This window comes from Streptomyces sp. NPDC039430 (genome assembly GCF_055639435.1).
The window spans coordinates 122,388-146,197 of the sequence record NZ_JBVKAK010000007.1 but is presented as its reverse complement, the minus strand read 5'-3'; the positions used below and the strand labels follow the sequence as shown (position 1 = coordinate 146,197).

The window sequence follows — 23,810 nt, the reverse complement described above, 5'->3', positions numbered from 1 at the left end:
GCGGAGCCCCCCGCCGCCTTCCGTCACGTGCCGCCGCCGTCACCGCCGTCGTCCAACCGGTCAAGACGCTGCCGCAGCATCTCCGTATCCGGGCTACCGCCCGCCTCGCAGATCTCGAAGGCCCTGGTCAGCTGCGCCCGAAGGACGTCCGGGCTGCCGCCCGTCCGTTCGGTGAGGTCGGCGAGCCGTACCAGCGCCCGCGCCTCGTAGTGGCTCGCGCCCTCCGCTCGCAGTGTCCCGGCCGCCTCGCTCAGCACCCGGATCGCCTCGTCGGATTCGCCCAGGTGCTCGTGAACGGCGCCGAGGGCGACCGACGCCCGGGCCGCCATCCGCCGGTCGGCCCCTCCCGGCAGGCCCAGCAGATCCCGACGCGCTCTGCGCAGACTGTTCAGGGCCCTTTCGTGATCGCCCGCCGCGTCCTGGGCGCACCCCAGGAAGTATGTGGCGATCGCCGCCCCACGCGGCTCCCCGGCCTCGATGTTGAGCTCGATCGACAACCGGTACGCCGCTACCGCACGCGAAGGATCGAAGCGGTCCCAGTACCGTCCGGAGAACTCCTGGACCGACGCGCGCACCACGGTGTGCCCCGAGACCTCGGCGCACGCCACGGCCGTTTCCAGCTCCGTGCGCGCCCGGTCGTATTCACCGAGGTCCATCAGCGGACGCGACAGCAGGCTCCGCAGCCGTGCCTCGGCCGCGGGCACCACCGTCGCCGCGGCCGAGGCCGCTCCCAGTTCGAGGGACTCCTTCCAGTCGCTCAGATACCTGTGGTGCAGGAAGAGCACCGTGAACGACTCGGAAAGCGGCCAGACCAGGTGATGGAGACCGAGCCGGGCGGCTTCGCGCAGGACGGCGAGGATGGTGGCGCGCTCGGCGTCCAGCCAGTCCAGCGGAGCGGGGCCGCCCCCGGCCGCGAACGGGTCCGGCGCGTCCCGTCCGAGCCCGGCCAGGTCCTCGGCCAGGCCGGAGATCCTGAGCCGGTCCTCTCTGACGGCCCGGTCGGCGAAGGCGGTGAGGACGAGGTAGTGCGTGATCACCCGCTCCACCAGCGCCCGTCGCGCGTTCTCGGGCTCCTCCGCGGCCGCGCGTTCCCGGGCGTGCAGCCGTACGAGATCGTGGAACTGGAAGCGGCCGTCCGTCGTACGGTCGAGGAGACTCGCCTCTTCGAGCTCGTCCAGCGACGACTCGGCCGTCGTCGTGTCGACGCCCGCGGCGGCCGCGGCGGTGGCCACGTCGAACGCGCGCCCCGGGAACCAGCCCAGGAGCCGGTACAGCCGGGCCGCGTCGTCCGGAAGGTCCCGGTAGGCGAGCCCCAGTACAGCGGACATCGAATGGTCTCCCCGTCCCCGTAAAGACATCCCCGTCAGCCGGCGCGATTCGTCGGCCAGTTCGTCGGCCAGCCGGCTCATGGTGAGCCGCCCTCGGCTCGTCACCAGGCGAGCGGCCACCAGATGCAGCGCCTTCGGCAGACCCCCGCACATCTCGACGAGCCGCGCGGCGGCGCCGGGTTCCGCCTCGACGGCACCCGGGGCGCAGCGATCGGCCAGCAGCTCCAGACCGGCGGCCCTGTCCAGCGGAGCCAGGGAGATCAGACGTGCGCCGTCCATGGCCAGCTCGTCGAGCCTGCCGTTGCCGGTGACGAGCAGAGCGCTGCCCGGCCCCTTGGGCACCAGCGAACTGACCTGCGCGGGCTGGTTCACGTCCTCAAGAACGATCAGGATGCGCCGCTCGGCGGAGTACGACCGGAAGAGCTCGACCCGTTCCCCGAACGAGGCCGGGATATGCGTGTCGAGCATCCCGAGCGATCTCAGACAGTGCCGCAGCGCCGCCGACACGTCACCGCCCATCAGGTCCCGCTGATCCCGCAGGGTCGCGAAGTCGACATGGAGCAGTCCGTCGGGGAATCTGCGCCGGTTCCGCGCGGCCCAGCTGCGGGCCAGGGCCCTCTTGCCGACACCGGGCATCCCGGTGAGCCCCGCGTATCCGATCCGGGACCCGCCCGCGCCGCCCTCGCCCAAGTACCCGTCGAGCAGGGCGAGATCCGCTTCGTGATTGATGTACGTGACCGTCAGGGGCGGCACTTGATCGGGCGTGGTGCCGGGTCCCGACGGTGGGGCCTCCCGGACGTTGAACGTGATGCCGCCGTGGAACTGTCCGGCCAGGACGGTCTGCCCGTGCAGCACACCGCCGGTGACGCCGGCGTTCAGGGTGGCGGCCGGGGGGCCGTCCGCTCCCGGGGTCAGCTCCCGCAACAGGAGCCGCAGTTCCGCCGCCGCCGCGGGATCGTCCTGGAGGATCCGGAGCAGCCGGCTGAGCAACTCCGCCGCGACGCCGGTCTCGGTGTCCCCGTCGTCCGCCCGGCGGGCCGCCGTCAGTTCCTCCCGGGAGGTTTCGAGTTCCTCATCGGCGGAGCTCTCGTCGCCACCGCGGGCGAAGAATCGGGCGAGCCGTCCCTTCGCCTGGGTCCACGCGTCGGAGACCATGAGACCGACCAGCGCCGTCGCACCCGACCCCGCCAGCGCCGCCAACTCGCTTTCCACAGAACCCCCTGACGCGCTTACGCGCGATGTCGTCGACCCGCTGAGGCCACCGTAGAGAGATCACAGACGCTTGGGTAGCCCGACCCGCGGGAGTGTCGCGGGAGCCGCAGCCGGCCCGGGGCGCTCCCCGGTCGCTCCGGCGAGGACGCCGGACACCGGCGCGCGTCGGACGGTCTGCCCATGACGGGAAGTCAGCGCACGCGGGGCGGCGAGGGTTTGCCGCCGGCCAGGAGGGGCGAGCGGGCCAGCTCCACACAGCCCGCCGCGATCACGGCGACCCCGATGAGTTCGGGCAGCAGCCACCAGCCGGAGCGCAGGCTCTCGCCGAAGAGCGTCACCCCGTACGTGATGCTGATCAGCGCGTCGCCGAGGGTGAGCATCGGCTGGGACGCGACCAGCGCGCCCGCCTGGAGCGCGTTCTGGAGCAGGAACAGTGCCCCCACCCCGGCGACCGCCGTGCCGTAGAGCTGCCACGCGGTCACCAGCGCGAGGACGCCTCCGCCGCCGTCAAGCCGGGACACGGCGTCCTTCATCAGCGCGGCGGTCAGCGCGTATCCGCAGGCGGCGGCGAGGCCGAGAGCCGCGGCGCGCGCGTTCCCGCGCAGCCGCCGTGACCAGATGATCAGTACGGCCTCGAAGACCCCGGTGACGATCAGGGCGGGGACCCAGGCGTACCCGGGGACGCTCTCGCTGCCACCGCCGGGCGCGGCGGCGGCCATGCCCAGGGCGAGACCGCCGGTCACCGCCGCCACCCCCAGCCAGGCCGGCCGGGTCAGCCGGACGCGGAAGACGCGGCTCGCGATCAGCAGGGTGACGGGCAGTTCGATGACGAAGATCGGCTGGACCACCGCGATGGGTCCTGTGGCGAGCGCCACCGCCTGGCACACGGCGGCCACCAGCACCAGCCCGATCCCCGCCAGCCATACCTTCTTCCGCAGCAGGTGCTTGATCAGCGAGAGACGCATCGCCTCGGCGTCGGGCACGGTGGACGCGGCGCGGCGCTGGAGCACCGAGGCGGAGCCGTTGCTGATCGCGGTCAGTACGGCGAACAGGACACTGATCACCGGTCCATCATGCGGCTGACGGGTTCCGGAACGGCTCTCATCAGGGCGCGCGCGGTCCGGGGCGGGGCCGAACGGGGGACGCCGGTGCCGGCCGCCCTCGATAGAATCGTGGCGCTGACGCTCCGTGCGCCGGAGGCGACCTGGAGACGGCGCCGAGACCACACCGAGGAAGACACGGAGACCCGTGGCACGCAGACACCGCCCCCCTCCCCCCTCGCCCCTCCCTCAGCGGGACGGGATCGATCCGGTGCGGCTCCGGCTGCCCGTGGACGAGGAGAGCGCGTGGGCGACCGTGCGGGATCATCTGGTGGCGCGGTTCGGTGACGCCATCGGGGCCGGGCGGGTCGACGCGATGGTGCGGGAGGGGCGGTTCGTCGGGGTGGACGGGCCGGTGGCGGCGGCGGAGCCGTATGCCGCCGGGCGGTATCTCTGGTTCCACCGGGACTTCGCCGCCGAGGAGCCGGTGCCGTTCGGGATCGGGATCGTGTACCGCGACGAGCGGATCGTCGTCGCCGACAAGCCGCACTTCCTGGCCACCACCCCGCGCGGACGGCATGTCACCGACACCGCGCTGGCCAGGCTCCGCCGGGATCTCGGGCTGCCCGCGTTGCAGCCCGCGCACCGGCTGGACCGGCTCACGGCCGGGCTCACGCTCTTCGTCGTACGGGCCGGGGACCGGGGCGCGTACCAGACGCTGTTCCGGGACCGGCTGGTGCGCAAGGAGTACGAGGCGGTCGCGCCGTACGATCCCGCCGTGGCGCTGCCGGTCACGGTGCGCGGCCGGATCGAGAAGGAGCGCGGGGTGCTGGCGGCGCGGGAGGTCCCCGGCGAGCCGAATGCCGAGAGCCGGATCGAGAGGGTGGAGCGGCGGGGCGGGCTCGGCCGGTACCGGCTGTCGCCGGCCACCGGCCGGACCCATCAGCTGCGGGTCCATATGAACCGTCTGGGGCTGCCGATCCTGAACGACCCGGTGTATCCGGTGGTCCGGGCCGAGGAACCCGACGACTACGGGTCGCCGCTGCAACTCCTCGCGAAGGTGCTGGAGTTCACCGATCCGGTGACGGGCGAGCCGCACCGGTTCGAGAGCCGGCTCGCCCTGTCCATGTGGCCGCGGTCTCAGTGACCGCGCTGAATCCACTCCGCCAGCATCGGCGCCTCCGCGCCGATGGTGGTCGTATCGCCGTGCCCCGTACGGACCACCGTCTCCGGCGGCAGACCGAGCAGCCGGTCCCGGATCGAGTCGATGATCGTCGGGAAGTGCGAGAAGGACCGGCCGGTGGCGCCTGGGCCGCCCTGGAAGAGGGTGTCGCCGGTGAAGACCGAGGACAGCTCGGGGGCGTACAGGCAGACCGCGCCCGGGGCGTGCCCGGGGGTGTGGAGCACGGTCAGGGTGGTGCCCGCGACGGTGAGTGCGGCGCCGTCGGTCAGTTCGCCGTCCGGGAGCCGCTCGGGGTGCGTCTGCTTCCAGAGGGGCAGATCGTCGGGGTGCAGCAGTACGGGCGCGCCGGTGGCGGCGGCGAGGGCCGGTGCCGCGTCGATGTGGTCGTTGTGCGCGTGGGTGCAGACGATGGCGCGCAGCGTACGGCCGCCGAGCGCGTTCTCGATGGCGGCGGCGTCATGGGCGGCGTCGATGACGATCGCCTCGGAGTCGTCGCCGACGATCCAGACGTTGTTGTCGACGTCCCAGGTACCGCCGTCGAGCGAGAAGGTGCCCGAGGTGACGAGATGGTCGATGCGGACGGTCATCAGAACACCACCACGGAACGCAGGACGTCGCCTTCGTGCATCCGGGCGAAGGCCTTCTCGACATCGCCGAGTCCGATGGTCTCGGTGACGAACGCGCCGAGGTCGATGCGGCCCTGCTGGTGCAGGTCGACGAGCATGGGGAAGTCGCGGGACGGCAGACAGTCGCCGTACCAGGAGGACTTGAGGGAGCCGCCGCGGCCGAAGACGTCGAGGAGGGGCAGTTCGAGCGTCATCTCGGGCGTGGGGACGCCGACCAGGACGACCGTCCCGGCCAGATCGCGGGCGTAGAAGGCCTGCTTGTACGTCTCCGGGCGGCCGACCGCCTCGATGACGACATCCGCGCCGAACCCGCCGGTCAGCTCGCGGATCGCCGCGACGGGGTCGGTGGAGCGGGAGTTGACGGTGTGGGTGGCGCCCATCGCCTTCGCCGTCTCCAGCTTGCGGTCGTCGATGTCGACGGCGATGATCCGGGCCGCGCCCGCGAGGCGCGCGCCGACGACCGCCGCGTCACCGACTCCGCCGCAGCCGATGACCGCGACCGAGTCGCCCCGGCCGACCTGGCCGGTGTTGATGGCGGCGCCGATGCCCGCCATCACGCCGCAGCCGAGGAGTCCGGCGACGGCGGGTGAGACGCTCGGGTCGACCTTGGTGCACTGGCCGGACGCGACCAGCGTCTTCTCGGCGAAGGCGCCGATGCCGAGCGCCGGGGAGAGTTCCGTGCCGTCCGTCAGCGTCATTTTCCGGGCCGCGTTGTGGGTGTCGAAGCAGTACTGCGGCCGTCCGCGCAGACAGGCCCGGCAGTTGCCGCACACCGCACGCCAGTTGAGGATCACGAAGTCGCCGGGCGCGACATCGGTGACGCCCTCGCCGACCGACTCGACCACGCCCGCGGCCTCATGGCCGAGGAGGAAGGGGAAGTCGTCGTTGATGCCGCCCTGCTTGTAGTGCAGATCCGTATGGCAGACGCCGCACGCCCGCACCTTCACCACGGCCTCACCAGGACCGGGGTCCGGTACGACGATCGTCTCGACCCGCACCGGCTCGTTCCTGCCGGGGGCGACGACCCCCTGCACCTGCTGCGCCATTGCCAGGACCTGCCTTTCCTCACACCGTCACACGCTCGGACGCTCACACACCGAGCGTTCGTCATCCCCCACTATCCCGTGCCGAATCGCCCTACCGTACCCAAGCGCGCGCGGGGGAGGGCACGCGCCGTCAAGGAGCCAGTACGTCCAGCTCCTCCAGGGCGCCGACGGCGATTTCCCTGGTGAGTTCCTCGGCGCGCACGGCGTCGCCCTCCCGTACCGCTTCGGCGACCTGGACATGGAGGGTCACGGCGGCCGGGTCGGGGTCGTCGAACATCACCTGGTGGCGCGTACGGCCGGTGAGGATCTCGGCGACCACATCGCCGAGCCGGGCGAACATCTCGTTGCCCGACGCGTTCAGCACCACCCGGTGGAAGGCGATGTCATGGACGAGGTACTCCCCCAGCCGCCGCCCCCGGGAGGTGGCGACCATGCCGAGGGCCTGCTCGGTGAGAGCGGCGCACTGCTCGGGCGTGGCGTGCCGGGCGGCGAGGCCCGCGGCGACCGGTTCGACCGCGGAGCGCAGCACGGTCAGCGAGCGCAGCTGACGGGGCCGGTCGGAGCCGGCGAGGCGCCAGCGGATGACGCGCGGATCGTAGACGTTCCACTCCTCGGTGGGGCGTACGGTCACGCCCACCCGGCGCCGGGACTCCACCAGACGCATGGATTCGAGGACGCGGACCACCTCGCGGACGACGGTGCGCGAGACGTCGAAGCGCTGGGCCACCTCGTCCGTGCGCACCACGCTGCCCTGGGGGTACTCGCCCGCGGTGATGGCGAGGCCGAGAGTGTCCAGCACATGGGTATGCAAGCCCCGGCCTTCACCTTCAGTGGTCATGGGACAACCCTACGGGCCGGGCCCCTCGAAGATTAAGTACGACGTTTACATCACAGCCTCTTGAATAAGTCGTACCTAATAGGTTTCAGTAGCGCGACGGCCCGATGCCAGGGACGGACTGAAGGCGATGTCGAGGAAGACAGCGAGGCATGCGATGAGCACCCCCCACGTCGTCGTGGTGATGGGCGTGGCAGGAACCGGCAAGACCACGGTCGGCCCCCTGCTCGCCGCCGCACTGGGCGTCCCGTACGCCGAGGGCGACGACTTCCATCCGCCCGGGAACATCGCGAAGATGTCCGCCGGCACCCCGCTCGACGACGCGGACCGCCTGCCCTGGCTCGACGCCATCGGGGCCTGGGCGCACGGCAGGGCCGGGCTCGGCGGTGTGGTGAGCAGTTCCGCTCTCAAGCGCGCCTACCGGGACCGGCTGCGGTCGGCCGCGCCGGACGCCGTCTTCCTCCACCTCACCGGCGACCGGCCGTTGATCGAAACCCGGATGTCGGAGCGCAAGGGGCACTTCATGCCCACCGCGCTGCTGGACTCGCAGTTCGCGGCCCTGGAGAACCTGGGAGCGGACGAAGCGGGCGTGGCCGTCGACGTGTCCGGCACCCCCGAAGAAATCACCGACCGGGCCGTCGCCGCGCTGCGCCGGCTCGAAAGCTGAAGGAAGTTTCCGTGACTCCCGTGACCGGTCTCAGTGTCGAGACGCTGGCAGCGGACGCAGCCGAACCGATCACCTCGGCGGGCAACGCGCAGCTGGGCATAGCGGTTCTCGCCGGTATCGCCGTCATCGTCCTGCTCATCACCGTCTTCAAGCTCCATGCCTTTCTGGCCCTGACCCTCGGCTCGCTGGCGCTCGGCGCCTTCGCGGGTGCCCCGCTGGACAAGGTCATCACCAGCTTCACCGCCGGACTCGGCTCCACGGTCGCGGGGGTGGGCGTACTGATCGCGCTCGGCGCGATACTCGGCAAGCTGCTCGCCGACTCGGGCGGCGCCGACCAGATCGTCGACACCATCCTCGCCAGGGCGAGCGGGCGCGCCATGCCGTGGGCGATGGTCCTGATCGCCTCGGTGATCGGCCTGCCGCTCTTCTTCGAGGTCGGCATCGTGCTGCTGATCCCGGTCGTCCTGCTGGTCGCCAAGCGCGGCAACTACTCCCTGATGCGGATCGGCGTCCCGGCGCTGGCCGGGCTCTCCGTGATGCACGGTCTGATCCCGCCGCACCCCGGGCCGCTGGTCGCGATCGACGCGATCGGCGCCAACCTCGGTGTGACGCTGGCGCTCGGTGTGGTCGTCGCGATCCCGACCGTGATCATCGCGGGCCCGCTGTTCTCCCGGTACGCGGCGCGCTGGGTGGACATCCCGGCCCCCGACAAGATGGTGCCGCAGCGCACCTCGGACGAGCTGGAGACCCGGCCGAGCTTCGCCGCGACCGTCTCCACCGTGCTGCTGCCGGTCGTGCTGATGCTGGGCAAGGCGCTGGTGGACATCGTCGTGGACGATCCCGGGAACAGCGTCCAGCGTGTGGCGGATGTCGTCGGCTCCCCGCTGATCGCACTGCTCGCCGCCGTACTCGTCGGCATCTTCACGCTGGGCCGCGCGGCCGGGTTCACCAAGGACCGGATCTCCTCGACCGTCGAGAAGTCACTCGCCCCGATCGCGGGCGTGCTGATGATCGTCGGCGCGGGCGGTGGCTTCAAGCAGACGCTGATCGACTCGGGCGTGGGCCAGATGGTCCTGGACATCTCCAAGGACTGGTCGATCCCCGCGCTGCTGCTGGCCTGGCTGATCGCGGTGGCGATCAGGCTGGCGACCGGCTCGGCGACCGTGGCGACGATCTCGGCGGCCGGACTGGTGGCGCCGCTCGCGGCGGACATGTCGACGACGCACGCGGCGCTGCTGGTGCTGGCGATCGGCGCGGGCTCGCTCTTCTTCAGCCATGTCAACGACGCCGGGTTCTGGCTGGTGAAGGAGTACTTCGGGATGAGCGTCGGCCAGACGCTGAAGACCTGGTCGGTGATGGAGACCATCATCTCCGTGGTCGGGCTCGGCTTCGTCCTGCTGCTCTCGCTGGTGTTGTAGCGGCGTCACCGCCGAGGTGTCCTCATCGCCTCGGCCCCCGCGTCCGGGCGGGGCGGGTCACTCCCCTTTCCACCGGGGGTGCTCCCGCTCCGCCCACGCGCGGTCCACCGACCCGGTGCGCATCCCGCGCCGCGCCTGCGGATCGCCGTACGCCATCCCGATGTGCCCGGCGAGCACGACACCGATGGCCAGGGCGAGCCAGTCGTGGACGAACGTGGCGCTGGTACGCCACAGGACCGGCGTGAGACCGGTGAACCACATGAGCAGGCCTGTGCCGAGCATCACCGGCACGGCGCCCGCGATCCACCCCGCGTAGAGCTTCTGCCCCGCGTTGAACTTGCCCGCCGGCCGCGCCCCGGGACGGGCGTCGCGCCGCCGTACCGCGCGCAGCCACTCCCGGTCGTACGGCAGGAACCGGTTGAGCCGGCGCAGATCGGCGCGCAGCGCCCGGGAGGCGAGGCCGAGCAGGACGGGTACGGGAAGCAGCAGCCCCGACCACTCGTGGAGCGTGACGACGAGAGCGCGGCGGCCGACGAGTTCGGCGAGCTGGGGTACGTAGAGACAGGCCGCGGTCGCCACGCACAGCAGCATCAGCGCGCCCGTGACGCGGTGCACCCAGCGCTCCGCGCGGCTGAAGCGCCGTATCCGCCCGGCCGCGCCGGGAGCCGGGGGCCCGGACGGCGGGCGCTCAGACGGTGGGGGTGTCGCCCCGGCCGTTGGACCGGCCGACCCAGGCGTCGACGTCATAGCCGCGCTCCTCCCAGTAGCCGGGCCTGACGTCGGAGGTGACGGAGATCCCGGAGAGCCACTTCGCCGACTTGTAGAAGTACATCGGCGCCACATAGAGCCGGACCGGGCCGCCGTGGGCGTGCTCGATCGGGGCGTCCCGCATCCTCAGCGCCACCATCACATCGGCGCGGCGGGCCTGCTGGAGGGTGAGGCTCTCGCTGTACGCGCCGTCGAAGCAGGTGAAGCGGACCGCTTTCGCATCGGGCCGTACCCCGGCCGCGTCGAGGAGCTGTGAGAGCCGTACGCCCTCGAAGGCGGTGTGCGGGACGCGCCAGCCGGTCACGCACTGCACATCGTGGACGACCCGGGTCTGCGGCAGCGCGCGCAGCGCGTCGAGGGTGTAGGTGGCGGGCCGGTCGACCAGGCCACCGACCGTGAGCCGGTAGGTGTCCGGGCCCTTGCGGGGTACGGAGCCGGTGACCGAGTAGTAGCGGAAGCCGCCGCCGTTGGGCAGCAGTCCGGTCAGACCGGTCGGGTCCTTGTCCGCGGCCGAGCCGAGGAAGGCTTCGAGACCGCGCTGGAGATACGGCGCCGTGACGAGTCCCGCGGCGCCGAGGCCGAGCATGGAGAGCACCAGGCGCCGTCCTACCGGCGTGCCCTCGGGCTCTCGTGGTTGAGGGGTCACGCATCGAGGAGAACACCCGCGGCCCCGTGAAGCCAGGGACCGCGGGTATTCGTCATACTTTCGTCAGGAGCGCGCTCAAGCGCCTGAACGGGCGGGTGCGGGAGCGTGCCGGGGTCCGTCGCGCGGCGGGGCTGTCACACCGCGGCCTTCGTCTCCGACTCGGCCGCCTTCTCCAGCTGGAACGCCTCGTTGCCGAGCCCGATACGCGCGTGCACCTCCGGCTTGACGGAGCGCAGCACCAGCCCGTACACCAGCCCGCCGGTCAGCGCGAGGGCGATGATCCCCGGCAGCACCCAGCTGAGCGCGGAGCCGGGCCCGGACCCGACGAGGATGCCGAAGTCCTTGACGGTGTAGACGGCGATGGTCAGCAGCGCGATGCCCGCGAGCCCCGAGGCCACCAGCCGCGGTGCCTGATGGCGCGCCGCTCCCCGCCGTACGAAGAAGACGATGACGGCGAGGGAGGCCGTGGCCATCAGCACGATGACCCCGAGCGCGCCGATGTTGCCCATCCAGGTGAAGAGATGGAGCACCGGGGCCGTCGGGTCGCCGGCCGGCTGGTCGTCGGTGAGGGCGAAGGCCAGGATGACGGCGATCGAGACCGCGGACTGCAGCACGGAGCCCGAGGCGGGCGCGCCGCTGGACTTGTTGGTGCGGCCGAAGGCGGCGGGCAGCAGGCCCTCGCGGCCCATCGCGAAGGCGTAGCGCGCGACGACATTGTGGAAGCTGAGCAGCGCGGCGAACATCCCGGTCACGAACAGGACGTGCAGGACATCGGTGAAGGTGGCACCGAGCCGGCTCTCGGTGAGCCCGAAGAGCAGCCCCGGCCCCTGCTCCCCCGCGGCTTCGACGACCGAGCCGGGCCCCGCCGCGACGGTCACCGCCCAGGCGCTGAAGGCCAGGAACAGCGCGGCGTAGCCGACGGCCAGGAACATGACACGGGAGACGACGACATGCGGCCGGCTCGTCTCCTCGGCGTAGACGGGGGCCTGTTCGAAGCCGACGAAGGCGGCGATGCAGAAGCAGAGCGCGGTCCCCAGCCCCGCGCCGGTGAGGGTGCCGGGGTCGAAGGCGGCCAGGGACACGCCCTCCGCGCCCGGCTCGGCGAGGGAGGCGATGTCGAAGATGACGACCAGTGCGCATTCGATGATCAGCAGGACGCCGAGCACCTTGGCGTTGAGGTCGATCTTCAGCCAGCCGAGCAGACCGACGATCGCGGCGGCGGCGAGCGCCGGGATCCACCAGGCCACGGTCAGGTCGAGATAGGTGGCGAAGAGCCCGGAGACCTCGAAGCCGAGGATCCCGTAGATGCCGACCTGCATGGCGCTGTACGCGACGAGGGCGACGAGCGAGGCACCGGCGCCGGCGGTCGGGCCGAGACCGCGTGCGATGTACGCGTAGAACGCCCCGGCGTTCTGCACGTGCCGGCTCATCTCCGCGTACCCGAAGCTGAACAGCACCAGGACCACGCCGAGAATCACGTAGAGAAGGGGCTGGCCGACGATGCCCATGACACCGAAGACCGTGGGCATGACGCCGGCGACGACGAGCATCGGCGCGCTCGCGGCGAGCACGGAGAGCAGCAGGCCCACCGTGCCGAGCCGGCCGGCGCGCAGCGCCCGTTCCTGTCCCTTGTACGTGTTGATCTCGTTGCGTTCGCTGGTGCTCGGTCTGCCCGTCGACATGACAGGGGTGGTCCTTTCGGGATTCGGTGGTGCTTCAGGCGGAGCCGAGCGCGGCGGCGCGCGCGGCGAGGAAGGCTTTGCGGGGGTCGCGGTCCGGGTAGGACCAGGGAGCCGCGGTGTTGTGCGGGCCGATCCGCTGGAACAGCGCGGCGGCCTCGGCGAACCGCCCGTCGTGGAACTGCGCGTGGGCGAGGAAGTTGAGGTCGACCCGGGAGCGCGGATGCTCCTCGGCCTCCCACTCCAGCCACCAGTCGAAGGCGACTCTCAGCACCTGCCGGGCACGGCGTCCGGTCCAGTGGCCGGAGGCCGCGGGGTCGCCCGGCTCGTGTCCGGCCGCGGCGAGGACGCGGTAGCGCTCGGCGTGGGCGACCACGGGCAGGATCGCGAGCGGCGAGTCGGCGGGGGCCTGTTCAGCGGCCCAGGCCGCGAAGTCGTACACCTCGTGCAGCGGGTCCTGGCCGGCGTCCGGGTGGCGTTCCGCGAGCCGGGCGGCCATCAGATGATGCGCGTGGTGGTGGTCCGGGTGCCGGGTCCTGACCTCGTCGAAGAGCCGTGAGGTCTCTTCCTCGGTGCCGAGCGTGCGGGCCAGCAGCAGGAGTCCGAGCCAGGGGGTGGGATCGGCCGGGGCCCGTCGGACGGCGTCGCGGCAGGCGTCCCGCGCGCGCTGTTCCGGCGCTTTGCCGCGTAGTGCGCCGACGACGGTGGCGCAGGCGAGCAGGGTGGCCGCGTCGGCGCTGTCCGGTTCGGCGAGCAGCCAGTCCCGGGTCCAGGCGGCGGCTCCGGAGGCCCGTGCGAGGACGACGACGCGGTGGCCTCGCCTGTCCCAGTCGTCGCCGGTCTCGGCGAGCAGGGTACGCGCCTCGGACCAGCGGCCCTGGGCCAGTTGGTCGCGTACGGCGCCGAGTCGGGCGTCGTCAAGGGCCGGATCGAAGAACTGGCCGGAGCGGGAGCTCCGTCTTCGCGAGCGGCCCAGGGGTGGTGGCGGAGGCGGGGACATCCGCGGGAATCCTCCAGGGCACATGAACGAGCGATGATCGCGGACAGCCAACCGGTAGGTAACGCTTTCCGTCAAGGGGTGTCTTGATGCGAAGTGCGCCAACTGTCCTGCCGTCGCGCACCGTTGATCCCTCTTTGCGACCCCGCGCCGTCGTCCCGCGCCGTGCCCGCCGCCCGCCCGGCGCCGTTACCGGACCGCTTTCGCCGCCGCCCGGCCCGCCGTACGGCCCGAGAAGACACAGCCGCCGAGGAACGTGCCTTCCAGCGAGCGGTAGCCGTGGACACCGCCGCCGCCGAAGCCGGCCGCCTCGCCCGCCGCGTAGACGCCGGGCAGCGGTGCGCCCGTCGCGGTCAGGACGCGGGACGACAGATCGGTCTCCAGGCCGCCGAGCGACTTGCGGGTCAGGATGTTCAGCCGTACGGCGATCAGCGGGCCCGCGGCGGGGTCGAGCAGGCGGTGCGGGGCTGCCGTACGGATCAGCTTGTCGCCCAGATACCTCCGGGCGCCCCTGACCGCCATGACCTGGAGGTCCTTGGTGAAAGGGTTGGCGATCTCGCGGTCGCGCGCGGTGATCTCGCGGCGCAGCCCGTCCTCGTCGATCAGCCCGTCCCCGGTGAGGGCGTTCATCCCGCGCACGAGCGCCCCCAGGTCCTTCTCCACGACGAAGTCGGCGCCGTTGTCCATGAACGCCCTGACCGGTCCCGGGACGTCGGCGCGCGCCCGCCCGATCACCCCGCGGACCGATTTCCCCGTCAGATCGGGGTTCTGCTCGGATCCGGAGAGCGCGAACTCCTTGCCGATGATGCGCTGGTCGAGGACGAACCAGGTGTACTCGTATCCGGAGCGCATGATGTGCTCCAGCGTGCCGAGCGTGTCGAAGCCGGGGAAGAGCGGTACGGGCAGCCGCCTGCCGCGCGCGTCCAGCCAGAGCGAGGACGGGCCGGGCAGGATGCGGATGCCGTGCCCGGCCCAGATCGGGTTCCAGTTCTCGATGCCCTCGGTGTAGTGCCACATCCGGTCGCGGTTGATGTGCCGGGCGCCCACCGCCTCCGTGATGCCGAGCATCAGTCCGTCGACATGGGCGGGGACGCCGGAGAGCATCGTGCGCGGCGGGGTGCCGAGCCGCTCGGGCCACTGGGCGCGTACCAGCTCGTGATTGCCGCCTATGCCGCCCGAAGTGACGATCACCGCCTGCGCCTTGAACGCGAAGGAGCCGGTGACCGTACGGCTGCTCGCGGTGCCGCGCGCGGCCTCGCTCTGCTCCAGGATCTCGCCGCTGACGGTGTCCACCACGCCCGCGGTGGTGGCGAGTCCGGTGACGCGGTGGCGGAAACGGAACGTCACGAGCCCCTTCGCCACCCCCGCACGGACCCGCCGTTCGAACGGTTCGACCACGCCGGGCCCGGTGCCCCAGGTGATGTGGAAGCGCGGCACGGAATTGCCGTGTCCGGTCGCGTCGTACCCGCCGCGCTCCGCCCAGCCCACCACCGGGAAGAACCGCATGCCCTGCCCGTGCAGCCAGGCACGCTTCTCGCCCGCCGCGAAGTCGACGTACGCCTCGGCCCACTTGCGCGGCCAGTGGTCGTCCTCGGGGCGGTCGAACCCCGCCGTACCGAGCCAGTCCTGCAGCGCCAGGTCCCGGCTGTCCTTGATCCGCATCCGGCGCTGCTCGGGCGAGTCCACGAAGAACAGACCGCCAAAGGACCAGTGCGCCTGTCCGCCGATGGACCGCTCGGGCTCCTGGTCGAGGACGATGACGGAGCGGCCCGCGTCCACCAGCTCGGCGGCGGCCACCAGGCCCGCGAGCCCCGCCCCGATCACGATCACATCAGCGTCGTACGCCATGACTGCCATCCTTCGGGAGCGGGATCGGTGAGGCCCTGGTGGTCCGATCTTCCGTACGCGCGAGTAACGCGTCAACTGGTTGGATGGTGTCCATGAGCGCTGCTGACGAGATCCTGGACGTCGTCGACGAGGACGACAACGTCGTCGGGCGGGCGCCACGCGGTGAGGTGTACGCGCGGGGCCTGCGCCATCGCGCCGTCTTCGTGCTCGCGCGGGACGCGGAGGACCGGGTCTTCGTCCATCGCAGAACCGCCGCGAAACTGATCTTCCCCTCGCTGTACGACATGTTCGTGGGCGGTGTCGTCGGCGCGGGCGAGAGCTATGACGCGGCGGCGCTGCGGGAGGCCGAGGAGGAGCTGGGGGTGTCGGGGCTGCCCCGGCCCGTGCCGCTGTTCACGTTCCTGTACGAGTCCGCCGACGGGACCGGGGCCGGGGCGGGGAGCTGGTGGTCATGGGTGTACGAGGTGCGCTGCACGCTGCCGGTGCGGCCCCAGGCGGAGGAGGTCGCCTGGTACGACTTCCTCCCGGAGCCCGAGCTGGAGCGCCGGGTGGGGCGGGGTCGGGGCGGCTGGGAGTGGGTACCGGACGGGCTCGCGGCGTACGAACGGCTCCGCGCGCACCGCGCGTAGGGTGCGGCACGTGAACGACTTTCTGCGTGGCCTGCGGCTGTGGTTCACGCCCCGGCGTGTCGCCGAGGAGGGCGAAACCCCCGACTACCGCTTCTCGCTCGCCAACGAGCGCACCTTCCTGGCCTGGATCCGTACGGCGCTCGCGCTGGTGGGCGGCGGGTTCGCGGTCGACCAGTTCCTGCCGGACCTGCGCTGGGGCGTGCGGGTCGGGCTCGCGGTGGCGCTGCTCGCGGCGGGCGCGCTGTGCGCGCTGCGCGCGGTCAGTCACTGGGTGCGGTGCGAGCGGGCGATGCGGCGCAAGGAGGATCTGCCCGTGTCCGCCTTTCCGACCCTGCTGAGCCTTGCGGTGGGGCTGGTCGCCGTCGCGATGCTGGTCATCGTGGTGCTGGGGTGGGCCGGCTGATGACCACGCCGGCCGGGGGCGGGGACAGGAGAGACGGGGGCGGCGCCGCGGACGGCGCCCCGGTCAGGGACCCGGGGCTCCAGCCCGAGCGGACCCGGCTGGCCTGGCGGCGTACGACGCTCTCCTGCACGGTGGTCGCCGTGCTCGCCGCCCGGCAGGCGATCCACGGCGGGGCCACGGCGGCCGGACTGGCCGGCGCCGCGCTCAGCGCGCTGGTCTGGCTGGCCTTCCTGGTGGTGGCACACCGCCGCACGCTGGCGCTGGACACCGCCGCGCCGGGGCCGCTTCCGTCGCGCGCGGCGATCGCCGCGGCGGGCTGCACGGTCCTGCTGGCCCTGTTCGCGGTGGGGGTGCTGGCCTGACGGCGGTGCCGGGAGGCCCCGAAGGGGCACGACGCCACGGCGGCGTCCCCGGGGATGTCGTCAACTGACAGGATCGGCCCGTCCGTTCATTTGTGAACCAAGGGGTCCGATGCCTGCCACCGATCCGTATCTCGTCCGACTGGCACCCGACGCGCATGCCTACGTCCAGCCGGACGGCGGCTGGTGCCTCAACAACGCCGGTTTCGTCAGCGACGGGGAGACGACGCTTCTCATCGACACCGCCGCCACCGAGCACCGCGCGCTGCTGCTGCGCGAAGCGATCCGGACGACCGGCGCCCCGCTTCCCCGGATCCTCGTCAACACGCACTTCCACGGCGATCACACCTACGGCAACGCTCAGTTCGTGCCCGAGGCCACCGTCGTCGGCCATGACACCTGTCGCGACGAGCAGTCGGCCGCCGGCCATGAACTCCGGCTGATCTGGCCCGAGACGGACTTCGGTGACATCCCGATCACTCTCCCGGCCGTGACGTACCACGACCGGCTGACCCTCCACGTGGGCGGGACCGAGGCGCGGGTGATCCACCCGGGCGTGGCGCACACCCGGGGCGACTCGATCGTGCATCTGCCGGAGCGCGGCATCGTCTTCACCGGCGATCTGGTCTTCCATGGCGGTACGCCGTTCATCCTGGCGGGCTCGCTGAGCGGATCCCTGCGGGCGCTGGATCTGCTGCGCTCACTCGACGCGAGCGTCGTCGTACCGGGGCACGGCCCGGTCACCGACCCGTCGGTGTTCGACGCGACGGAGGAGTATCTGCGGTACCTGTCCGAGCTGGCTCTGGAGGGCCACGCCAAGGGCCTCACCCCGCTGGAGACGGCGCGCACGGCCGATCTCGGGAAGTTCGCCGCGCTGCGGGAGAGCGAGCGGCTGGTGGTCAATCTGCACCGGGCGTACGCCGAGCTGGACGGGCTGCCCGAGGGTTCGCCGCTGGCCCTGATCGCCGTGGCCACCGATCTGGCCGCGATGAACGGCGGCGCGATCCCGGCCTGCCACGCCTGACCGGCCGCGCCTGCCACCCGGCCGGTCCGGCCTGTCACGCCGGCCTGTCACGCCGGCCTGCCGGGACCCCGGTACCGGCTCATCCAGGGCCCGGGTACCGGCCGGTCCAGGGCCCTCGTACCGGCCGGTCCAGGATCCCGGTACCGGCTCATCCAGGGCCCCGGTACCGGCCGGTCCAGGGCCCCGCACTGGACGACATACCGACTGGTCGGCATCATGAGTCATCAGTGTCGGTCACGACTGTCCACGGAGGTACGCACGATGAGCCCAGTCCCCCCGCCAGGCCTCGATCCCGAGCGGCTGCGCGGCCATCTCGACCGCGCGCTTCCCGGCCTGGTGAGCGGACCGCTCGACGCGCGGCTGATCGAGGGCGGCCGGTCTAATCTGACGTACACCGTCACCGACTCCGCCGATCCCGCCCACCGCTGGGTGGTCCGCAGGCCCCCGCTCGGCCATGTGCTGGCCACCGCGCACGACATGCGGCGCGAGTACCGCGTGATCGAGGCGCTGCATCCGACGGCCGTGCCGGTGCCAGGACCGCTGCTGCTCTGCGAGGACGAGTCCGTGCTCGGCGCCCCCTTCTACGTGATGGAGTACGTGGCGGGCACGCCGTACCGTACGGCCGAACAACTCGCCCCGCTCGGCCCCGAGCGCACCCGCGCCGCCGTCCTGGCGCTGGTCGACACGCTCGTCGAACTGCACGCCGTCGATCCGGCTGCGGTCGGGCTCGGCGACTTCGGCCGCCCCGACGGCTTCCTCGGACGGCAGCTGCGCCGCTGGGGCAAGCAGCTCGACGCCTCCCGCGCCCGCGAGCTGGCCGGTATCGACGAACTGCACGCGGCCCTCGGCCGGTCGCTGCCCGGCTCCCCCGCGCCCACCGTGATCCACGGCGACTACCGGCTCGACAATGTCCTGCTCGGTGAGGACGACCGGATCAAGGCCGTACTGGACTGGGAGATGTCCACGCTCGGCGATCCGCTCACCGACCTGGGGCTGCTGGTGATGTACAGCGCGCGGCTGGAGCTGACGGGGTCCCCGGTCAGTACGACGGCCGGGGCCGCGGGCCATCCCGCGCCCGCCGAGCTGATCGAGCGGTACGCCGCGGGCTCGGGCCGGGACACCTCGGCGATCTCCTGGTACACGGCGTTCGCCTGGTTCAAGCTCGCCGTGATCCTGGAGGGCATCCACTACCGCTACACCCTGGGCCAGACCGTGGGACCCGGCTTCGACCGGATCGGCGCTCTCGTACCCGTCTTCATCCAGCACGGCCTCACCACCCTCCAGGAAGGCTGAGTACTCCCCATGGACTTCGCATTCGACGCTCGCACCGAAGAGCTGCGGGCCAGGCTGCTCGCCTTCATGGACGCCCATGTCCTGCCCGCCGAGGCGGTGGCGCAGGAGCAGCGGTCCCTGCTGGCCGATCCCTGGGCCACCCCGGCGGTCGTCGAGGACCTCAAGGCGGAGGCGCGCGCCCAGGGCCTGTGGAATCTCTTCTTCGTGGACGAGCACGGCGCGCCGGGCACGGAGTACGGCGCCGGGCTGACCAATCTCCAGTACGCGCCGCTCGCCGAGATCACCGGACGCTCCCCGCAGCTGGCCCCCACCGCGCTGAACTGCGCCGCGCCCGACACCGGGAACATGGAGGTGCTCGCCCAGTTCGGCACCCCCGAGCAGAAGAAGCGGTGGCTGGAGCCGCTGCTCGCGGGCGAGATCCGGTCGGCGTTCGCCATGACAGAACCCGACGTGGCCTCGTCGGACGCGACGAACATCCAGACGCTGATCCGGCGGGACGGCGACGACTACGTCATCAACGGCCGCAAGTGGTACATCTCCGGGGCGATGAACCCGGACTGCGCGATCTTCATCGTGATGGGCAAGACCGACCCGGACGGCGAGGACATCCGCCGCCAGCAGTCGATGATCCTGGTCCCGCGCGACACCCCGGGGCTCGAAGTCCGCCGCGCCATGCGGGTGTACGGCTACGAGGACCACTACCACGGCGGCCATGCCGAGGTGGTGTTCGACCACGTGCGGGTGCCCGCCTCGCATCTCGTCGGCGAGGAGGGCGGCGGGTTCGCGATCGCGCAGGCCCGGCTCGGCCCCGGCCGGATCCACCACTGCATGCGGCTGATCGGGATGGCCGAGCGGGCGATCGAGCTGATGTGCCGCAGGGCCGTGTCCCGTACGGCGTTCGGAAAGCCGATCGCCCAGCAGGGCGTCGTCCAGAACTGGATCGCGGACGCGCGGGTGACGGTCGAACAGCTGCGGTTGCTCGTGCTCAAGACGGCCTGGCTGATGGACACGGTCGGCAACCGGGGCGCGCACACCGAGATCCAGGCCATCAAGATCGCCACTCCGCGCGCGGTCGTCGACATCATCGACTCCGCCGTCCAGCTGCATGGCGCGGGCGGGGTCAGCCAGGACTTCCCGCTGGCCGAACTGTGGGCGGCGGCGCGGACCCTGCGGCTGGCGGACGGTCCCGACGAGGTGCATCAGCGGTCGCTGGCGCGGCGGGAGCTGAAGAAGTACCTCTGAGTCCGCCGGGCGCCCCGGACAGGACCCGGACGAGCGCGTCCGGCGCCGGCCCGGGGTCTCAGGACTCTCAGGGGTCGGGCGACGGCGGTGGGAGCAGACCGAGGGACTGGGCCCGCATGACCGCGGAGAGCCGGTCGCAGGTGCCCAGCCTGCGGTAGATGCCCTCGATGTGTTTGTGGACGGTACGCGGGGAGATGTGCAGCCGGCGGGCGATCGCCGTGGCGGGCATGGCCTGCGCGAGCAGCGTGAGGACCGTGAGCTGACGCGGTGTGAGCCCCGCCTCCGCCGCCCGCTCGACCGGGTCCGTGACGGATGCGACACGGGACGGGGCGCGACAGGAGGGGGCGGCGCGGGTGGCGGCGGCGCGCCAGCGCGCGAGGGCGCTGAAGTGGCAGTCGATGCTGACCAGCAGGGGCTGGACGCGGCGGGCGTACGCCAGCTCGTCGGGCGTGAAGTCGTCCTGCGGGTGGTGCAGTACGAAGCCCCTCGCGACCCCGGCCGGGGCGGGCAGCGGAATCCCGAGCATATGGGCGCCGAGAGTCTGCCGGGCCAGGCGGTGGCTCCTGCTGCGCAGCCAGGAGCGCTCCCCCATGATCTGGCTCGCGGACAGCGGGGTGTGGTCGCGGGCCGAGGTGTAGTGGGCCACGAGGGGGTTGTCCGCGCGGAGCTGGCGGGTGGTCAGTCCGTCCAGATAGTCCTGCGAGAGCGCGTGCGCGGACTTCCACGCCACCACACGGCCGGTCCGCTTCGCGTAGCTGGCCTGGCAGAGCGAGACGGCCGACGCGTGTATGCCCCGGGCCAGTTCGGCGAGGACCGAGGACCAGGCGGGCTCCGGGTCCGGGTGCTCCAGAACCGCGACAGCCAGACCGAGCATATGGGCGTAGTCACGCCACAGGACAGACCCCATCGACACCCCCGCACCCCCGACGGCCACCGATGGCCGTACGCATCGACACCGATACTCTCCGTGTTCATACTGCCGTATCCGTCGCCCGGTGGGTAGTCCGGCCGAGGGTGGATCGGCGTCACCACAAGGGGCTCCCGGGGACTCGCGCACAGCCGCCGCCCCGGGAGCCCTGGGCCGAGGGGGGTGCCCGCCGGCGGAGATGCCGCGGCCACGGCAACTCCACCGGCGCCCTCCGGCCCGTCACGCCTTCGGGCCGTCGCTCCGTCCGGCCTTCACGCCACGGGAGCCCACGGCCGTCAGGCCGTCAGCAGGGCACGACGTAGAAGACCCCTGTCCACGTGGCCGTGCCGGTCTGGGGCGCCCTGGAGGTCCAGCGGATGCCGCGGTCGGAGTTCAGGAACCTCGCGGTGGTGCCGCGCGTCTGGTTGTTGTTGAACGTGCCGTCCCCGACCCAGGGCAGGCTGTACGTCCCGCACCGGTAGTAGTCGCGTGAGTCGCCGGGCCGGTAGAGACAGAGGTGTCCGGACGCGCAGGCGGCGGGCGCCCGGCCGCTCGCTCCCGGCCCGGCCAGGTCGCGGGCGTACCGCTGGCCGGGAGCGGCGAGGACGAGGTCGCCGCCCTCGGTCGCGATCCGGTTGGCGGAGACCTGCCTGCTGCCCGGCTCCTCGGCGAGATGGCCGTCGACGCGGTCCTGCAGCTCGCCCGCCTGGGCGGGTGTCAGTCCGGCCCGTCGCGTCTGCGCGGCGAACGGCGTCGTCCGCTCGGCGATCGCCTGGCGGCCGCCGTCCAGAGGAGCCTGCGCCCCGGCGGCCGGGGCCGTCATCAGTCCGGCCGCGAGCGTGCCGGCGGCGAAGACGCCGACCGTGGCCCTCAGCATGAACGCGCGGATCTTGCTCATGGATCCCCCTAGTCAGGTACGAGTGGTCCGGCGCACGCAACGCTTCACGTTCCGTAGACCGAACAACACTCATAGTGACCATGGCGTGGATCACCCGCAATGCGTACAACTACGTAGAGCGGGGCAACCACCGGCGGTGCCAGGAGCGTTGGGCCGGTGCGTCAGGGGCGCAGCGCCCGCAGCAGCAGATCCGCGAGGTGGTCCGCGACCTGCTGGGGGGCGAGCGGGCCGTCCGGGCGGTACCAGGTCGAGAGATGGTGGACCGAGCCGAAGTGGTAGTCCACCACCAGGTCGGCCGGGGTCGCGGCGGAGAAGACCCCGCTCCGCTGGCCCTCCTCGATCAGCGCGCGGAACCGCTCGTGATAGCGGCGGCGCTCCGCCCGTACCTGCTTGTTCTTCTCCGGGCTCAGATGGTGCATGGAGCGGAAGAAGATCGCGGCGTCGTCCAGGTTGTCGATCGTCGTCACGACCACGTCGGCGGCGGCGGCCCGCAGTCGCCGCTCCACCGGCTCGTCCGCGTCCGCGTAGGCGTCGAGACGTTCCTGCTGGAGGCGGAGGACGCGGGCGTAGACCTCCTGGAGCAGGTCTTCCTTGGAGCCGAAGTAGTGGTAGAGCGCGCCCTTGGTGACACCCGCCGCCTCGACGATCTCCTGGACCGAGGTGCGGTCGTAGCCGCGCTCGGCGAAGAGCCGGGTGGCGGCGGCCAGCAGTCGCTGGGGAACGGGGGTACCGTCCCCGTCCGTCGTTCTGGCCATCTGCCGTCGCCTGCCTTTCGCTCCGTGCCGTCCCCGTGCCGCCCCCGGTCGGCGACGCCCACGGTGACGCTCACGACGGGGAACGCGGTTCCCGCCCGAGGATCTTCCCATCCGCCGTCCCGGGCGGCTCGGGCAGGATCGCGGCGCCGCGATCCTGCCCGCGTACGCGCGGATCCGCCCGGTCACTCCCCGGCGGCCTCGCCCGTTCCGGTCGCTTCCCACTTCTGCTGGACGCGGTTCATCGTGGCGAGCCAGCGGTCGGGGTCACCGGCGCGCGCCTGGTAGAAGCCCGCCACCTCGGGATGCGGCAGGACGAGGAACCGGTCCTCCGCCATCGCAGTGAACAGCGCGTCGGCCACGGCGGGCGGCTCGATGGCGGTGGGGGCGAGCACGAGGTCGCCGGCGGTCCCGGTCGCGGCGAGCATGTCCGTCCGCACACCCTGCGGACAGATGGCGTGCACCGCGAGGCCGCGGTGACGGTATGTCAGCGAGAGCCACTCCGCGTAGGCCAGCGCGCCGTGCTTGGTGACGCTGTACGGGGCCGCGCCGATCATGGTGAGCAGTCCGGCGGCGGAGACGGTCGAGACGAACCTGCCGCTGCCGCGCTCCAGCCACTCCGGCAGCAGGGCCCTGCTGGCCCGTACGTGCGCCATGACGTTGACGTCCCAGGCGGCCGACCAGACGTCCTCGCCGGAGAGCGCGTCACCGGCGGAGCCGAGTCCGGCGTTGGCGCAGTAGATGTCGACGGTGCCGCCGAGCGCCTCGCGGGCGTCGTCCACGATCAGGGAGGCGTCGCCGGGAACCGCGACGGCGCCGATCTCCGCGGCGACGGACTCGGCCTTCTCCGCGTCGAGGTCGTTGACCACCACCCGGGCGCCTTCGGCGGCGAACCGGCGGGCCAGCGCGGCGCCGATGCCACCACCGGCTCCTGTGACCACAACCCCCGCACCGTGCACCGAACTCATCGGGACCTGCCTTTCCGGCGTTCCGGTTGCTCGCCGACGGCC

At 72.1% G+C, this 23,810-nt stretch carries 23 protein-coding genes; 9 read left to right on the top strand and 14 right to left on the bottom strand.

Going from position 1 to position 23,810, the window contains the following annotated elements; all coding sequences use genetic code 11:
* Positions 1-23 precede the first annotated feature (23 nt).
* Positions 24-2,540 carry an NB-ARC domain-containing protein gene (locus ACZ7LS_RS19365; protein ID WP_385136002.1) on the bottom strand — a complete coding sequence of 839 codons (2,517 nt, stop codon included), beginning with the start codon at positions 2,538-2,540 and terminating at the stop codon, positions 24-26.
* Between the two features lie 191 nt (positions 2,541-2,731).
* Entirely contained in the window at positions 2,732-3,604 is an 873-nt protein-coding gene (locus ACZ7LS_RS19360; protein WP_382520115.1) for a DMT family transporter, read from the bottom strand.
* 184 nt (positions 3,605-3,788) lie between these two features.
* Between ACZ7LS_RS19360 and ACZ7LS_RS19355 the strand changes: the two genes are divergently transcribed.
* The gene (locus ACZ7LS_RS19355; RefSeq protein ID WP_385136005.1) at positions 3,789-4,727 is read left to right on the top strand and encodes an RluA family pseudouridine synthase; all 939 of its coding nucleotides are present in this window, start codon (positions 3,789-3,791) and stop codon (positions 4,725-4,727) included.
* Here the strand turns inward: ACZ7LS_RS19355 and ACZ7LS_RS19350 are convergent.
* From ACZ7LS_RS19350 to ACZ7LS_RS19340, 3 genes are all read right to left on the bottom strand, one after another.
* Positions 4,721-5,350, bottom strand: coding sequence for an MBL fold metallo-hydrolase (locus tag ACZ7LS_RS19350; protein WP_382520119.1), 630 nt, complete (start codon positions 5,348-5,350; stop codon positions 4,721-4,723). The two genes, ACZ7LS_RS19355 and ACZ7LS_RS19350, sit on opposite strands and share 7 nt — an antisense overlap.
* The gene (locus tag ACZ7LS_RS19345) at positions 5,350-6,435 is read right to left on the bottom strand and encodes an S-(hydroxymethyl)mycothiol dehydrogenase (protein ID WP_382520121.1); all 1,086 of its coding nucleotides are present in this window, start codon (positions 6,433-6,435) and stop codon (positions 5,350-5,352) included. The genes ACZ7LS_RS19350 and ACZ7LS_RS19345 overlap by 1 nt, the downstream gene beginning before the upstream one ends.
* A gap of 130 nt (positions 6,436-6,565) precedes the next feature.
* The gene (locus ACZ7LS_RS19340) at positions 6,566-7,273 is read right to left on the bottom strand and encodes a FadR/GntR family transcriptional regulator (RefSeq protein ID WP_382520122.1); all 708 of its coding nucleotides are present in this window, start codon (positions 7,271-7,273) and stop codon (positions 6,566-6,568) included.
* A gap of 154 nt (positions 7,274-7,427) precedes the next feature.
* On the opposite strand from ACZ7LS_RS19340, the gene ACZ7LS_RS19335 reads away from it, so the two are divergent.
* Together ACZ7LS_RS19335 and ACZ7LS_RS19330 are read left to right on the top strand one after the other, a co-directional pair.
* On the top strand, positions 7,428-7,937 hold the full coding sequence (locus ACZ7LS_RS19335; protein WP_382520124.1) for a gluconokinase: 510 nt from the start codon (positions 7,428-7,430) through the stop codon (positions 7,935-7,937).
* Positions 7,938-7,957: 20 nt separating this feature from the next.
* Positions 7,958-9,355 (top strand): GntT/GntP/DsdX family permease, encoded by a 1,398-nt coding sequence (locus ACZ7LS_RS19330; protein ID WP_385136038.1) that lies wholly within the window; start codon positions 7,958-7,960, stop codon positions 9,353-9,355.
* A 57-nt stretch (positions 9,356-9,412) separates the two neighbouring features.
* Here ACZ7LS_RS19330 and ACZ7LS_RS19325 read toward each other — a convergent pair whose 3' ends face one another.
* The 5 genes from ACZ7LS_RS19325 to ACZ7LS_RS19305 form a co-directional block, all read right to left on the bottom strand.
* A complete protein-coding gene (locus ACZ7LS_RS19325) occupies positions 9,413-10,102 on the bottom strand; it encodes a cytochrome b/b6 domain-containing protein (protein ID WP_385136009.1) in 690 nt (229 codons plus the stop codon).
* Complete coding sequence (locus ACZ7LS_RS19320; RefSeq protein ID WP_382872707.1) at positions 10,044-10,709, bottom strand: molybdopterin-dependent oxidoreductase; 666 nt, start codon at positions 10,707-10,709, stop codon at positions 10,044-10,046. Before ACZ7LS_RS19320 ends, ACZ7LS_RS19325 begins: the two co-directional genes overlap by 59 nt.
* Before the next feature lie 194 nt (positions 10,710-10,903).
* Positions 10,904-12,451, bottom strand: coding sequence for an APC family permease (locus ACZ7LS_RS19315; RefSeq protein WP_385136012.1), 1,548 nt, complete (start codon positions 12,449-12,451; stop codon positions 10,904-10,906).
* Between the two features lie 34 nt (positions 12,452-12,485).
* On the bottom strand, positions 12,486-13,448 hold the full coding sequence (locus ACZ7LS_RS19310) for a hypothetical protein (RefSeq protein ID WP_385136015.1): 963 nt from the start codon (positions 13,446-13,448) through the stop codon (positions 12,486-12,488).
* A 186-nt stretch (positions 13,449-13,634) separates the two neighbouring features.
* Positions 13,635-15,293 carry an FAD-binding dehydrogenase gene (locus ACZ7LS_RS19305; RefSeq protein WP_382520132.1) on the bottom strand — a complete coding sequence of 553 codons (1,659 nt, stop codon included), beginning with the start codon at positions 15,291-15,293 and terminating at the stop codon, positions 13,635-13,637.
* A 92-nt stretch (positions 15,294-15,385) separates the two neighbouring features.
* On the opposite strand from ACZ7LS_RS19305, the gene ACZ7LS_RS19300 reads away from it, so the two are divergent.
* From ACZ7LS_RS19300 to ACZ7LS_RS19275, 6 genes are all read left to right on the top strand, one after another.
* Positions 15,386-15,922, top strand: a complete 537-nt coding sequence (locus ACZ7LS_RS19300; RefSeq protein ID WP_385136018.1) for an NUDIX domain-containing protein — start codon at positions 15,386-15,388, stop codon at positions 15,920-15,922.
* A gap of 10 nt (positions 15,923-15,932) precedes the next feature.
* The gene (locus tag ACZ7LS_RS19295) at positions 15,933-16,325 is read left to right on the top strand and encodes a YidH family protein (RefSeq protein WP_382872704.1); all 393 of its coding nucleotides are present in this window, start codon (positions 15,933-15,935) and stop codon (positions 16,323-16,325) included.
* Positions 16,325-16,687 (top strand): DUF202 domain-containing protein, encoded by a 363-nt coding sequence (locus ACZ7LS_RS19290; protein WP_382520138.1) that lies wholly within the window; start codon positions 16,325-16,327, stop codon positions 16,685-16,687. Before ACZ7LS_RS19295 ends, ACZ7LS_RS19290 begins: the two co-directional genes overlap by 1 nt.
* A 109-nt stretch (positions 16,688-16,796) precedes the next feature.
* The gene (locus ACZ7LS_RS19285) at positions 16,797-17,708 is read left to right on the top strand and encodes an MBL fold metallo-hydrolase (protein ID WP_385136022.1); all 912 of its coding nucleotides are present in this window, start codon (positions 16,797-16,799) and stop codon (positions 17,706-17,708) included.
* Between the two features lie 261 nt (positions 17,709-17,969).
* Positions 17,970-19,001, top strand: coding sequence for a phosphotransferase family protein (locus tag ACZ7LS_RS19280; protein WP_385136025.1), 1,032 nt, complete (start codon positions 17,970-17,972; stop codon positions 18,999-19,001).
* 9 nt (positions 19,002-19,010) lie between these two features.
* The gene (locus ACZ7LS_RS19275) at positions 19,011-20,243 is read left to right on the top strand and encodes an acyl-CoA dehydrogenase family protein (RefSeq protein WP_385136027.1); all 1,233 of its coding nucleotides are present in this window, start codon (positions 19,011-19,013) and stop codon (positions 20,241-20,243) included.
* Between the two features lie 67 nt (positions 20,244-20,310).
* On the opposite strand, the gene ACZ7LS_RS19270 is transcribed toward ACZ7LS_RS19275, so the two are convergent.
* The 4 genes from ACZ7LS_RS19270 to ACZ7LS_RS19255 form a co-directional block, all read right to left on the bottom strand.
* Positions 20,311-21,150 carry a response regulator transcription factor gene (locus ACZ7LS_RS19270; RefSeq protein ID WP_382520146.1) on the bottom strand — a complete coding sequence of 280 codons (840 nt, stop codon included), beginning with the start codon at positions 21,148-21,150 and terminating at the stop codon, positions 20,311-20,313.
* 304 nt (positions 21,151-21,454) lie between these two features.
* On the bottom strand, positions 21,455-22,048 hold the full coding sequence (locus ACZ7LS_RS19265; protein WP_385136030.1) for a hypothetical protein: 594 nt from the start codon (positions 22,046-22,048) through the stop codon (positions 21,455-21,457).
* 161 nt (positions 22,049-22,209) lie between these two features.
* The gene (locus ACZ7LS_RS19260) at positions 22,210-22,803 is read right to left on the bottom strand and encodes a TetR/AcrR family transcriptional regulator (protein ID WP_382875539.1); all 594 of its coding nucleotides are present in this window, start codon (positions 22,801-22,803) and stop codon (positions 22,210-22,212) included.
* A 182-nt stretch (positions 22,804-22,985) separates the two neighbouring features.
* Entirely contained in the window at positions 22,986-23,768 is a 783-nt protein-coding gene (locus ACZ7LS_RS19255; RefSeq protein ID WP_382875537.1) for an SDR family oxidoreductase, read from the bottom strand.
* Positions 23,769-23,810 lie beyond the last annotated feature (42 nt).